The organism is Dolomitihabitans soli (genome assembly GCF_022213955.1).
GTDB lineage: Bacteria > Actinomycetota > Actinomycetes > Streptosporangiales > Streptosporangiaceae > Streptosporangium_A > Streptosporangium_A soli.
Genome location: NZ_JAKNTW010000007.1, coordinates 329,911 through 343,023 on the forward strand (window position 1 = coordinate 329,911; position 13,113 = coordinate 343,023).

General features: G+C 71.9%; 11 protein-coding genes. 5 read left to right on the plus strand and 6 right to left on the minus strand.

Going from position 1 to position 13,113, the window contains the following annotated elements:
* The first annotated feature begins 161 nt into the window (after positions 1-161).
* The 3 genes from MBA17_RS17015 to MBA17_RS17025 all read left to right on the plus strand — a co-directional run bounded on the left by MBA17_RS17015 (position 162) and on the right by MBA17_RS17025 (position 3,243).
* Positions 162-1,214: a type III polyketide synthase gene (locus MBA17_RS17015; protein WP_238497446.1), complete on the plus strand. Its 1,053-nt coding sequence runs from the start codon at positions 162-164 to the stop codon at positions 1,212-1,214.
* A gap of 485 nt (positions 1,215-1,699) precedes the next feature.
* Positions 1,700-2,230, plus strand: coding sequence for an isoprenylcysteine carboxyl methyltransferase family protein (locus MBA17_RS17020; protein WP_238497447.1), 531 nt, complete (start codon positions 1,700-1,702; stop codon positions 2,228-2,230).
* On the plus strand, positions 2,227-3,243 hold the full coding sequence (locus MBA17_RS17025; RefSeq protein ID WP_238497448.1) for an NAD(P)/FAD-dependent oxidoreductase: 1,017 nt from the start codon (positions 2,227-2,229) through the stop codon (positions 3,241-3,243). The genes MBA17_RS17020 and MBA17_RS17025 overlap by 4 nt, the downstream gene beginning before the upstream one ends.
* Before the next feature lie 184 nt (positions 3,244-3,427).
* Here the strand turns inward: MBA17_RS17025 and MBA17_RS17030 are convergent, their stop codons facing one another.
* The 3 genes from MBA17_RS17030 to MBA17_RS17040 all read right to left on the minus strand — a co-directional run bounded on the left by MBA17_RS17030 (position 3,428) and on the right by MBA17_RS17040 (position 8,159).
* The gene (locus MBA17_RS17030; RefSeq protein WP_238497449.1) at positions 3,428-3,787 is read right to left on the minus strand and encodes an STAS domain-containing protein; all 360 of its coding nucleotides are present in this window, start codon (positions 3,785-3,787) and stop codon (positions 3,428-3,430) included.
* Positions 3,784-7,596, minus strand: coding sequence for a SpoIIE family protein phosphatase (locus MBA17_RS17035; RefSeq protein ID WP_238497450.1), 3,813 nt, complete (start codon positions 7,594-7,596; stop codon positions 3,784-3,786). The genes MBA17_RS17030 and MBA17_RS17035 overlap by 4 nt, the downstream gene beginning before the upstream one ends.
* A gap of 164 nt (positions 7,597-7,760) precedes the next feature.
* The gene (locus tag MBA17_RS17040) at positions 7,761-8,159 is read right to left on the minus strand and encodes a DUF3224 domain-containing protein (protein ID WP_238497451.1); all 399 of its coding nucleotides are present in this window, start codon (positions 8,157-8,159) and stop codon (positions 7,761-7,763) included.
* Positions 8,160-8,411: 252 nt separating this feature from the next.
* Between MBA17_RS17040 and MBA17_RS17045 the strand changes: the two genes are divergently transcribed.
* A complete protein-coding gene (locus MBA17_RS17045; protein ID WP_238497452.1) occupies positions 8,412-9,740 on the plus strand; it encodes a glycoside hydrolase family 6 protein in 1,329 nt (442 codons plus the stop codon).
* 60 nt (positions 9,741-9,800) lie between these two features.
* On the opposite strand, the gene MBA17_RS17050 is transcribed toward MBA17_RS17045, so the two are convergent.
* The 3 genes from MBA17_RS17050 to MBA17_RS17060 all read right to left on the minus strand — a co-directional run bounded on the left by MBA17_RS17050 (position 9,801) and on the right by MBA17_RS17060 (position 12,100).
* Positions 9,801-10,289, minus strand: a complete 489-nt coding sequence (locus MBA17_RS17050) for a hypothetical protein (protein WP_238497453.1) — start codon at positions 10,287-10,289, stop codon at positions 9,801-9,803.
* A 203-nt stretch (positions 10,290-10,492) separates the two neighbouring features.
* Positions 10,493-11,593 (minus strand): hypothetical protein, encoded by a 1,101-nt coding sequence (locus tag MBA17_RS17055; protein ID WP_238497454.1) that lies wholly within the window; start codon positions 11,591-11,593, stop codon positions 10,493-10,495.
* A gap of 111 nt (positions 11,594-11,704) precedes the next feature.
* Positions 11,705-12,100, minus strand: coding sequence for a cytochrome P450 (locus MBA17_RS17060; RefSeq protein WP_238497455.1), 396 nt, complete (start codon positions 12,098-12,100; stop codon positions 11,705-11,707).
* Between the two features lie 88 nt (positions 12,101-12,188).
* Here MBA17_RS17060 and MBA17_RS17065 point away from each other — a divergent pair, with 88 nt between their 5' ends.
* Complete coding sequence (locus tag MBA17_RS17065; protein ID WP_238497456.1) at positions 12,189-12,965, plus strand: AraC family transcriptional regulator; 777 nt, start codon at positions 12,189-12,191, stop codon at positions 12,963-12,965.
* Positions 12,966-13,113 lie beyond the last annotated feature (148 nt).

Genomic DNA, 13,113 nt, shown 5'->3' on the forward strand with positions numbered 1-13,113 from the left:
GACACCCCGGCCGCCGGCGTACTTCTCCGGTTCGGCCTCGCGCCGGAAAGCCGGGACACCGGGGGGCACCGGGGCGGCACGCCGGGAAGGTCCACAAGGCTCGTGGACGGGAGATCCGCGACGTAGGCTGACGCTAATGTCCGCGAGCCGGAAGTTACCAGATGGCCCGAATTGCCGCTGTCCGAGGTGTCCTTCCTCCCCATCGATACCCGCAAGCGGAGATAACCGATGCGTTCGCCCGGTTGTGCCTGCCCGAGGGCGCCAGCCGGCGACTGCTCGACCGGTTCCACGCCGGCGCGCGCGTCGATCACCGCAACCTGGTCCTGCCGCTCGACGACTACGCCAAGCTCGACGGCTTCGGCGCGGCCAACGATGTGTTCATCCAGGCGTCCGCCGACCTGGGCGCCGAGGCGGTCGGCGGAGCACTGGCGGAGGCGGGGCTCGAACCGCGTGACGTGGACATGATCATGTTCACGTCGGTGACCGGGATCGCCGCGCCGTCGGTGGACGCCAGACTCGTCGCGCGGCTCGGACTGCGGCCCGACGTCAAGCGGATACCGGTGTTCGGCCTGGGCTGCGTGGCCGGCGCGGCGGGCATCGCCCGGGTGTACGACTACCTGCGCGGCTGGCCGGAACACGTGGCGGTGCTGCTCTCGGTCGAGTTGTGCTCCCTCACCCTGCAGCCGGCCGACACCTCCACCGCCAATCTGGTGGCGAGCGCGCTGTTCGGCGACGGGGCCGCCGCCGTGGTGGTCTGCGGCGCGGACCGCACGGGTCCGGGGCCCACCGTGGTCGCCACCCGCAGCCGCCTCTACCCCGACACCGAGAACGTGATGGGCTGGGCCGTGGGCGACCGCGGTTTCCGCGTCGTGCTCGACCAGCGTGTCCCCGAGGTGGTCCGCACCTACCTCGCCGACGACGTCGCGGGGTTCCTCGCCGAGCACGGCCTGACCCCGTCCGAGGTCACGGCTTGGGTGTGCCATCCCGGCGGGCCGAAGGTCCTCGAATCCGTCGCCGAGGCCATGGACCTGGCCGACGACGCCCTGGAGCTGACGTGGCGATCCCTGGCCGCCCACGGCAACCTGTCGTCCTCCTCGGTCCTGCACGTGCTGCGTGACACGCTGACCCAGCGCCGTCCGCCGCCGGGCACGCCGGGGCTGCTCATCGCCATGGGGCCCGGCTTCTGCGCCGAACTCGTCCTGCTCCGCTGGTGACCGGCACGCCGGTCACCCCCCACCCCACCGACCACAGGCACCCGAACGCCACCCCCATGCCGCACCCCACCGACCGCAGGCATCCCAACGCCATCCGGCACGCCACAACGACATCCCGCACGCCGCCGACCGCACGCACCCCAACACCACCCCGCACGCCGCACCCCACCGACCGCAGGCACCCGAACGCCACCCCCGCACGCCGCGCCCTACCGATCGCACGCACCTCAACGCCATCCGGCACGCCACACCCCACCGACCGCACGCACCCAAGCGACATCCGGCACGGCAGACGACCCGCACGTACCGCCCCACCCCGGCCGGACGAAGACGGCGTCTGCCGATGACCGGCGCGCCGGCCCCACCCCACCGCAGACCACGAGAACGCCACCTGCCGACGGGCGTCACCCCTCGTCCTGCGCCACCGGCGACCGGCACGCCGAGTCGGCCCCTACCCAGGCGATCACGGGCATAGGGTCGGGCACATGCCGATCGGGTATCTCCTTCTCGTCCTCCTCGTCGGGGCGGAACGCCTCGCCGAGCTCGTCGTGGCCCGCCGCAACATGCGCTGGAGCATGGAACGCGGCGGAGTGATCTCCGGGCGCGGCCACTATCCGTGGATGGTCGTCCTGCACACGGGCCTGCTGGTGAGCTGCCTGGTGGAGGTGGGCCTTACCGACCGGCCGTTCGTGCCCGCCCTCGGCTGGCCGATGCTCGCCCTGGTGATCGCCTCCCAAGGGCTGCGCTGGTGGTGCATCACCGCCCTCGGCTCCCGGTGGAACACCGAGGTGATCGTGGTGCCCGGCCTGCCGCCCGTCACCCGCGGGCCGTACCGGTTCGCCTGGCTGCGCCATCCCAACTACGTCGCGGTGGCCGTCGAGGGCGCCGCGCTGCCGCTGGTGCACAGCGCGTGGATCACCGCCCTGGCCTTCACCGTGCTGAACGCGGCGCTGATGGTGGTGCGCATCCGCTGCGAGAACAGGGCCCTCGCCACGCTTCCCCCCGTCCCGGCGTGATCGACGTCCTGGTCGCGGGCGGTGGTCCCGCCGGGCTGGCCACCGCCATCCACGCGGCGCAGGCGGGCATGGAGGCCGTCGTGGTCGAGCCGCGGCCGGGCCCGGTGGACAAGGCGTGCGGCGAGGGTCTGATGCCGACCGGGGTGGCCGCCCTGCGCGCGCTCGGGGTCGAGGTGGACGGCAGCCCGTTGCGCGGCATCCGCTACCTCGACGGGCGGCATGCCGTACAGGCGGGGTTCCGGGACGGCGACGGGCTGGGGGTGCGGCGCACCACGCTGCACGCCGGGCTGTCGCTGCGGGCCCGGGAGGCCGGCGTGCGGGTCCTCCAGGGCCGTGTCGGCGAGGTGCGGCAGGACTCCATGGGGGTCAGCGCCGCGGGGCTGCGGGCGCGCTGGCTGGTCGCCGCCGACGGACTGCACTCCCCGCTGCGGGCCGCCCTCGGACTGGAGTTGCCCGACCATCTGCCGCGGAGGTACGGCCTGCGGCGGCACTACGGGCTGGCGCCGTGGACCGATTTCGTCGAGGTCCACTGGGCGGCGGGCGGCGAGGCGTATGTGACTCCCGTGGGCGCGAACCTGGTCGGCGTGGCCGTGCTGAGTTCCGAGCGGCACGGCTATCACGAGCACCTTGGACGTTTCCCCGCCCTGCTGGAGCGGCTGCGGGACGGCCCGGTGGCGAGCCGGGTCCGCGGCGCTGGGCCACTGCGCCAGCGGGTCCGGGCCCGGGTGGCGGGCAGGGTGCTGCTGGTCGGCGACGCCGCGGGGTATGTCGACGCGCTCACCGGCGAGGGGATCTCGCTGGCGTTGCAGTCGGCCCGGGTGCTGGTGCGCTGCCTGCGGGCGGGACGGCCGCAGGCGTACGAGGCGGCGTGGCACAGGTTGTCGGTACGCCACCGGTTGCTCACCGACGCGCTGCTGACCGCCCGCCGCCACCGGGGCACGGCGCGGCTGATCGTGCCCGCCGCGAACCGCCTGCCCGCGGTCTTCGGCGGCGTGGTCAACCTGCTGGCCTGACGGCAGAGCCCGCCTGCCCACGTCTTCGGAGGCGTGGTCAACCTGCCGACCGGCCGCCGCCAACCCGACCTGCCCACGTCCTCGAAGCCATGGTCAACCTTGCCGACCGACCACAGACCCGACCTGCCCACGTCCTCGGAGGCGTGGTCAACCTGCCTGCCTGACCGCGGGGACCGCCGGCGTCTCAGAGGCCTTCGGCGGCGATGGCGGCGCGCGCGCCGGCGATGGCGTCGTGCACCGGGATGACGTCGTGCGCGCAGACCAGGTTCAGCGCATAGCGGGGGCAGGAGCCCAGGGGGGCGACCAGGTGGAGGCGGATGCCGAGCCGGGCGAGGTCACGATGGACCCGGAAGAGCGTGTTGATCCCGGCGCTGTCCAGGTAGTCGGCCTTGGTGAGGTCGACTACGCAGGTGCTGTGGCCCGAGCCCGCCCGGCTGACGGCCTCGTACAGCTGCTCGGTGTTCGAGGCGTCGATCTCGCCGTCGACGATCAGCTCGGCGCGACCGGACACGTCGCGGGTGTGGAATCTCGCCGACGTCGTCACGACAGCTCCATACGGCGCAGCCTGCGGCTCATCTCGACCGTGGTCCCCGTGGGGGTGGCGTCGATGGTGACCGAGTCCATCACGGCGCGCATCAGCGGGATGCCCCGCCCCCGATCGGCCTCGTACGGCTCGCGCCAGGAGCCTTCGTCGCTGACGCGCAGGGTGATCTGGCTGGCGGTGATCCGCCCTCTGACCCGGATGATGCCCTCGGTGAAGGCGTAGGCGTGTTCCGCCGCGTTGGACACGGCCTCGCCGCAGGCCAGCAGGAACTCGAACTCCTCCAGCTTGGACAGGTGCGCGATCCGCAGCCAGTCGGACAGCCGCCGCCGCAGCTCCGCCAGGCTGTCGGGACCGGCGGGGAAGTCGGTCTCCAGGGTGAGCGGCGAGCCGCTGGTGCGCACGAGCAGCAGCGCGGTGTCGTCGTTGCCCTCGGACCCGATGAGCGTGAGGAGCCGCTCGCCGAGCTGGTCGAGGGGCTGGCCCGGCGGGTCGGGCTCCTGGCGCAGGCGGCGGGCGAGCCGTCGCAGCCCCGCGTCGATCGGCTCTCCTCTGCGCTCGACGAGCCCGTCGGTGTAGAGCACGATCGTGGAGCCCGGCGGCAGCCGTTCCTCGAACGCGCGGTAGTCCTTCGGCCCGCCGATGCCGAGCGGCGGTGAGACCGCGCTGCGCAGGTGGCCGACGCTGCCGTCGGGATAGCGCACGAGCGGCGGCGGATGGCCGGCGTTGGCGTACTCGAACAGGCCGGTCTCCAGGTGCAGCACTCCGCAGCAGGTCGTCACCATCAGGTCGGGTTCGAGGGTCTCGGCCATCCTGGCGGTCCTGGCCAGTGCCTGATCGGGGTCGTGCCCTTCGAGCAGATAGGCGGACAGGCTGCTGCGGATCTGGCCCATCACCGCCGCCGCGCCGATACCGTGCCCCGACACGTCACCGATCACGACGGCGACCCGGTCGTCGTCGAGGGGAACCACGTCGTACCAGTCGCCACCGATCGTCACCTCCGAGGTCGCGGTGAGGTATTTCGCCCAGGTGCTGATCCCGGGGACGGCGGGCAGCCGGTCGGGCAGGAGACTGCGCTGAAGCGTGGCCGCCATCTGATGCTCGACGTCGAAACGGCCGGCCCGCTGGAGCGCGCACGCGCCGAGGCCGGCGATCGCCACCAGCTCGTCCTGCTCGCCGGGCGTGAACCTGCGATCCTCCGGCAGGCGCACGGCCAGCCCGCCGACGACGTCGACCCCGACGGCCAGCGGCAGCAGCGCCAGGGCCCGCGGGGAACTCGTCTGCCAGCGCGGCGTGCGGTCGCGCATGACCGAGGCCAGCGGATGGTCGGCCGTCCCGGTGAGCTGCCGCACCCACGTCTCCTCGCCGCCCGGCCCCGCGCCGGCCGTGGCCACCGCCGTGAGGACGTGACCCGCGCCCGGCATGACGACCACGGCGGCCGCGTCCATCACGGTCCGGGCGTGCGCGGCGACGATGTCGGCGACCTGTTCGACGGTCAGCGCCCGCGACAGGCTCGCGGTGATCTCCTGCAGCCGCGCGCTCCTCGCCGCGGCCCGCTCGACCGCCTTGCGTGCCGTCCGCTCGACGTGCAGCAGCCTGGCGTAGTCGAGGTGCAGGGCCAGGCGCCTGGCCAGCTCGGCGGCGACGGCTCGGTCTTCGCCCTCGTAGTCGGGGCGGCCGCCGTCGCCGATCAGGGTGAGGGCGCCGAGCACCCGCCCTTGAACGGTGATCGGGCTGACCATAGCGCCGGGCAGTTCGCCCGCGCCCGGCGGCCCGGCCGTACCGGACTTCGTCTGGATGCCGGCCTCCAGCCAGCGGTCAAGCACCTCGGTGGGCACTCTGACCTCGGTCTCCCCCTCGCCGGTGCAGGCGTGCAGCAACCGGGAGAGGCCGCCGTCGGCGGCGCTCACGTCAAGTGTGCACCGGGCGGCGAACGCGGGCACCAGGATCGCGCCTATCCGGCCCAGCCGCTCGGCGAGCGCTCCTCCCGCGTCGAGGCCCGCGGTCACCGCGGCGAGGATGCGGTGCCGTTCCTCGTGTCGTTTGCGCCCGGTCACGTCGGTGCAGGCGCCGATGAAACCGGCGAAGGCACCCTCGGAGTCGAGCCGGGGAACCCCTCTGGCGATCAGCCAGCCGTAGGAGCCGTCGGCGCGGCGGTGGCGATATTCCACCTCGAACGCCCTGCGCCTGGCGAGCGCGTCGTGGTAGGCGGCGGGCATGAGGTGGCCGTCGTCGGGGTGCACGCCCTCGGCCCAGCCCTCGCCGAGTTCCTGCGACGGGGTGCGGCCGGTGTGGGCGAGCCAGGCGCGGTTGACGAAGTCCCAGCCGCCAGCCGGCCCGGCCGACCAGATGAGCGCGGGAGCCTCGTCGCACAGCAGGCGGAAGCGTTGCTCGCTCGCGTCGAGGCGGATCTCCGTGGTGCGCCGCAGCCGAGCCATGACCAGGTGAGCGCCGACCCTGGCGAGCAGGTCGCGGCTGGAGAACGGCTTGACCAGGTAGTCGTCTACGCCGGTGGTCAGCCCCTGCACCACCGCTCCCCCGGCGCCGGCCGACAGCAGCACCACGGGCAGCGACTCGGCGCCGGGGTCGGCCCGCATCTCCCTGACGAGCTCCAGCCCCTCCGCCTCCGGCATCATCGCGTCCGCGAGCATCAGCCCGAAGCCTCCGGACCTGGCCAGGTCGAGCGCCTCCCTGCCGCTCGCGACGGCGCTGGTCTCCCAGTGCTCCCCGAGCAGCCGCTGAAGGTAGGCGCGGATGTCGGCGTTGTCGTCGACGACGAGGATCCGCTCGTCCTGGGTGCCGGTGAGGCCGGGTGAAAGGATCGTGTCCGTCGAGGGGGTCTCGGAACCGTGGGCCACCGCGCTCTCCTTCGGCACCGCCTTGAGCGCCGCCCTGAGCACCGCCTTGAACGCCGCCGTGGCGAGCATTTCGAGGAAGCCGAGGTGATCCTCGTCGAAGGCGGTGTTCGGGCTCAGGCCGGCGGTGAGCACGAGCGTGTCCCCGTGGCTCGCCGGCACCGGCAGGACGTGCGCCCGGTCGGCGGGGCCCGCGGTGCCCGGCGCCACCCAGCCCGCGGCCCGTACGGCCAGCCCGCCGACCTGCCGGGCGCGCCCGTCGGCGGCGACCTCGCGCAGCGGCCACACCAGGGGATCGCGCAGCGCGGGCGGCACCTCGGAGCCGACGAGGAACTCGGGCTCGGCGGCGCGGTCGCCGGGCACCAGCCACCACAGCGCGAAGGGCAGGTCGGGCCCGGCGACCGCCGGGTTCTCCGCGGCGGCGCGCACCAGGGCCATCCTGCGCCTGGCGCGCACCTCCCCGGTGGTCTCCGAGAAGGCGCAGAGCACCCCGGCGGTGGCGCCGTCGTCACCGGTCACGGGACCGCAGGAGAAGGTGAAGAACGTCTCTTCGACGATTCCGCCGCGCTCCAGCCAAACGATCTGGTTCTCGATCCGCTCGGCCTCGCCGGTGGCCAGGACGCGCTCACAGACGGGGCCGATGACATTCCAGACCGTCGCCAGGAATTGCGGCGACGACCCCGTTTCGCGATCTTCTCCTAAGATCGCACGACAGGCGTCGTTACTGAACGGATAAAGCTCCGTTCCCCAGACGAAGAGCATCGGCGACGGGGATTCCAGCACGGTCCGCAGGGTGGTCCTCAGCGTGCCGGGCCAGGTCTCCGGCTCGCCGAGCCGGGTGCCTGACCAGTCGAATTCCCGCAGGTGCCGGACCGTCTCGCCGGATCCGGCGAAGAGGTCGGCACGCGAGGTAGGGGGCTCTGTCCGGGTGTGGCCGGAGACAGATCTTGCAGGCATCCCACGGGCCTTGTCTCACTGAGGGTCGAAAAGCAGTTCTCAAGCGAGAAAGACATTAGCATCGCTGCCCGGTGTCCGCCCGTGCGTTACAGAACAAGCATGACCGGCTCATTCTGACGGATATTTCGGCTTTTATCCGCATAAACTCTAACAAATCGGCAATCTCATGCCAGTTCATAATCGATAGCATAGGAGTGCGACCCATCGGGGCCGATGGCGATCTGTCCCTCGCCGGCGATTCCGGCGAGCTCACCCGTCCCGGACCCGGGAACGATCCGCCAGCTCAGCTTCGGCTCCCCCGCCACCGAGGTGGCCACGTGCATCAGGACGAAGGTGCCCTGCCGCCCGTCGGCCCGACCCGAGAAACGCTCGAAACCGGAGTAGGCCATCGGCTCGTCGCCGTGGGACACGACCGTGATGATGTCGGTCCGGCTCGTCCCCTCAAGGCCGCCATGGAAGCTCTTCGTCACGCGTACCTTCGCCAGCTTCGCACCCTCGCGCTCGTCGTAGGGCGGCTCGTCGTCCCAGCCGTCGATGTCGAAGGTGCCGTTCACTCGGATCATCACATACTCCCTGCTCGTTGCCTTGACGACGGCCATCCTGCCCGCCATGCCTGACAGCCCGCGTCAGGTATGACCGGCTGAAACTTTCACCTGCGCCGGAGTGGTCCGGCGCCCGGGTTTGCCCCTCCGGCCTGGGACGCCACCCCCATCGCCCGGCGCGGGCGCGGCCGTACGGCTTCCGCGTTACGCGGCGGCGGCATAGAGTCCGCGTCGCCGGGTGGGAGCGCTCCCACATGTGAGAGAGGACCCCAGATGTCGTTGCGATCCATCGCCGCCGTAGCCGCGGCGGGGGCGGTCACGCTGGCCGTCGCCGCCGTCCTGCAGACGACCGCATTGGCGGCCGACTCCCCGTTCTACGTCGATCCGGAAACCGGGGCCGCCAAGTGGGTGGCGCAGAACCCGGGCGACTCCCGCATGGCGGTGATCCGTGATCGGATCGCGAGCGTGCCACAGGCCCGCTGGTTCACCGCCAACAACACCAGCACGGTACGCGCCCAGGTGGAGTCGTTCACCGGAGCGGCCGCCTCGGCGGGGAAGATCCCGATCATGGTCGTCTACAACATCCCGAACCGCGACTGCAGCGGCGCCAGCGGCGGCGGCGCGCCCAGCCACACCGCCTACCGGCAGTGGATCGACCAGGTCGCCGCCGGGCTCGCGGGGCGTCCGGCGACGATCGTGCTGGAGCCGGACGTGCTCGCGCTCATGACGAACTGCATGAGCCAGTCCCAGCAGACCGAGGTCAAGTCCTCGATGGCCTATGCCGGCAAGAAGCTCAGGGCCGCCTCCTCGCAGGTCAAGGTCTACTTCGACGCCGCGCACTCGGCCTGGCTGTCACCCGCGGAGATGGCCTCCCGCCTGGTCGGGGCCGACATCGCCAACAGCGCCGACGGCATCTCCACCAACGTCTCGAACTACCGGTCGACCTCCGACGAGGTGAACTACGCCAAAGCCGTCATCGCGGCGACCGGCGTCTCCCGGCTGCGCGGGGTGGTGGACACCAGCAGGAACGGAAACGGGCCGCAGGGTTCGGAGTGGTGCGACCCGCCCGGCCGCGCGATCGGCACGACGAGCACCACCTCGACCGGCGACTCGATGATCGACGCCTTCCTCTGGATCAAGCTGCCCGGTGAGGCCGACGGCTGCATCGCGGGGGCGGGCCAGTTCGTGCCCCAGCGGGCCTACGAGCTGGCGCAGGCGGCTCCCCCCGTCACCACCCCACCGCCCTCCCCGACGGTCACGCCGACGGTCACGCCGACGAGCGGGCCGGGATCCGGGTGCGCGGCGACCTATCGCAAGCAGAACGAATGGAGCAACGGCTTCACCGCGGAGATCTCGGTGAAGAACAACGGCGCGGCGATGTCGTCGTGGACGGTGTCCTTCACCGTCGGCGCGAATGTGAAGCTCGTCAACGGCTGGAACGGCGAATGGAGCCAGAACGGCTCGACCATCACGGTCCGCAACGCCGCGTGGAACGGCAACCTGCCGGCCGGCGGCACGCTCACCCTCGGCTACAACGGCTCGTTCAGCGGGAGTAACCCGACCCCCATCGGCTTCACCCTGAACGGCACGGCCTGCGGCTGAGGCGACGGCGGGAGTTGAAACGGCGGGACGCCCGGAATCGGGCGTCCCGCCGGAGCGACGTCAGCGCCAGTGGTGATGATCGCGGATGACCCTCACGTAGTCGCTGGCCTCGGCCGAGGCCAGGCCGCGAGCACCGTCGAACACGGCCCGCCAGGTTCCCGACCGGTAGGCGGAAACCCTGGTGTAGAAGGACCCGTCGCGCCCGGTCCGCACCGATTCGACGTGCCGCCAGCCGTACTGGCCGCTCGGCTGGAAGAAGATGTCGATCTCCTTCCAGCCGAGGACGTGCCGCCGCTCCCGGTCGTCGCACGAGTCGGCGTGGTGCACCGAGACGAACCCGTCGATGTAGTCCTCACTGCACTCGACGTCGAGCTTGCCCGAGAGGCTCAGCTTGTGACCCTTGCGGATCGGCTCCGGGCCCGCGTCGAAACGCAACTGGGTGTCGCCGCGGTCGTAATCGGGACTCGCCATCGCGGGCGCGGCGGTGACCAGTCCCATACCGGCCACGGCCGCCGCCGTCAGCAGAGCGGTCGCGGTGCGTCGCAACATTTCAGATTGTCCTTCCCCGTAGGAGGCGCGCTCCAGACATGGCGCGCCTATTCGCATAGACGAGGAAAAGGCGTGAAATGTTGAGTCATTGATCGTCACGTTTGGATCACGATGAATTCCGGTGGCGCGATCGGGTTCCGATCATCGAGCGCGGCCCCGGTGCCGAACCGGGCCGGCGAGAGGTGACCCCGCGGCGGATCGTGCTAGCGGGTCATGCTGCTGACCGGGCCCAACTCGGGGGCGTGGTGGGTGGTACCGGCGAACCGCGCACGCCAGTCACCGGCGGGCATGCCCTTGATTTTCCGCGTGAACTGCCCGTACTTGTCGGTGGTCGTGGTGGCCATCCGGGTCCACTGGACCCCGTCGGACCCCCGGTGCAGGATCTCCACCTCTTTCCCGGGGAAGGGCGCGAAGTCGATGACCCCCTTCGGGTCGACGCGGTTGAGGATCCCGCGTACCCGCACCGCGTCCCCGCGTCCCACCCGCTCCACACTGAAGCTCGCGAACCGGGTCTCCCGCTTCAGCCAGAACGAGGCGTACCGCGTCACCCGCGCCCCCGACGCGTCCTTCGCGGTGGCCGTCACCGTCCAGCGGCCGGCCGGGTAGCGCCGGTCGAGCGGCTTCTTCGGCAGGAAACGCCACACCTGCCACTCCCCGCCCGGCTCCGCGGGCCGTACGAAGGGCGTGGGGATCGCGCGTGCGTGCTGCACCTGCGCGGGCGGCTGCCCCGCCGGGGCCGCGGGCGCGATGACCATCGACGGCCCCATGGGTCCGACGGGGAGAGCCGAGGGGGCGGGCGCCACGGGGCCGGGCGCCTGAAACGCCGGCGCATCGGGGCCTGGCGCCTGCGGACCAGGCACCACCGGGCCGGGTGCCTGAGGACCAGGTGCCTCAGGACCAGGTGCCTCAGGACCGGGTGCCTCAGGACCAGGTGCCACCGGGCCGGGTGCCTCAGGACCGGGAGCCTGGAGGGCGGGGCGCTCGGGTGCGGGCGCCGCCGGTATGGCCTCCGGCAGTTGGGCGGGCGGCATGGGCCCGGGGGAGGGCGCCTGCGGGCGGGGACCCGGCGCGGAGGGCGGGCCGGGCTCGACCTTGACGGACACGCCCTCGCGTCCCAACACTCCCCTTGCCTCCACGTCGATCACCAGCCGTACCTCCCCGTCCGGCCGTACCACTGGAGCCGCCGGCCGTACGGTGATGGACCGGATCTCCAGGTTCGACGCCGCGGCGGGCAGAGCCTGGACCAGGATCGGCGCGGCGAGCACGCCGGCCGCCACCGAGGTGAGAAGAAATCCGTGAGTCATGGTCAGGAGGGTAGGAATCACCAGGCAATGCCTACGCCCCCGACACACGCCCGACAAGGCAAAACCCGCCCCGCCGGGCCCCGCTCAGGGTCGCCGACATCATGCAGCGGGTCACCAGCTGACGGGCAGTTCGTGGACGCCGTAGGTACCCATGTCGTGCCGGAACCTCACCTGCTCGATCGGCACCGCCAGCCGCAGCTCGGGGAGCCGGCGCAGCAGAGTGGGCAGCGCGATCTCCAGTTCCGCGCGCGCCAGAGCCTGGCCGAGACACTGGTGGACGCCGTAACCGAAGGCCAGATGCCCGCGCGCGTTGCGATCGAGGTCGAGGATGTCCGGATCGCTGATGAAAGCCGCGTCCCGGTTGCCCGCGGGCAGACTCATGATCAGGCCTTCGCCGGCGCGGACGAACTGCCCGCCGATGGTGACGTCCTCGACGGCGACACGCACGGCCAGGCTCTGCACGATCGTGAGATAGCGCAGCAGTTCCTCGACCGCGTTCGCGATCACGGCCGGGTCGTCGCTATGCGCCGGCCGAGATGGCCACAATCCGCGATGAGGCCAGACCGTATCGCCTCGAGGACATACCCTGGGATGCATGATCGAGGCCGTCGACACCACCGTCCCCACCGCGGTAGGGGTGATCGTCGTCGGGCACTTCCCGCTGGCATCCGGGCAGTGGATCTCCCCGCACAGCCACACGCACCACCAGTTGGCCTGGACGCGGAGCGGGGTGCTCAGCGTCGCCGTCGCGGACTCGTACTGGGTCCTGCCGCCCACGCGGGCCCTGTGGTTGCCGGCCGGAGTCGTCCACCGGACCGGCGCGACCCGCGACGCGGTGCTGTGCAGCCTCTACCTCAATCCAGAGCGGTGCGCCCTGGACTGGGCGGAGCCCACCGCGGTCGGCGTCGACGGACTGCTGGCCCAGCTGATCGCCTACCTCGCCCGTGAGGACCTCGCCGATGACGCGCGGCTGCGGGCCGAGGCGGTGGTGCTGGACCTGTTGCACCCCTTGCCGGCCCTGCCCATCGATGTTCCGCTCCCTGTGGACGAACGCGTACGCGCGGTGGCCGACGCCCTGCTCGCGGACCCCGCGGACTCCCGCAGTCTTGACGCCCACGCACGCTCCATCGGAGTGAGCCGACGCACCCTGACCCGGCTGTTCGTCCACGACACGGGGTTGAGCTTCGACCGCTGGCGCACCCACATGCGGTTGCGGGCCGCCCTGCCCCTCCTCGCCGAAGGCCGGCCGGTGTCGCAGGCCGCGCACGCCGTGGGATACGCGACACCGAGCGCTTTCCTCGCGGCGTTCCGCCGAACCGTCGGCACCTCACCCGGGCGCTACCTCAACGGCGGGGCCGTTCTCGACGTTTGATCCGAAGCCGCCCGCGCGAGGCGCACGTGGCCACCGAACCGCCCGCCGCCTACAGCGCCGTAACCTGCCACGCGCCGCCGCACCCGCCGAGCTCGGTCCCAACCACCCGCGACGTTTGATCGTCGTCGGGATCGAGCTCGACGAAATC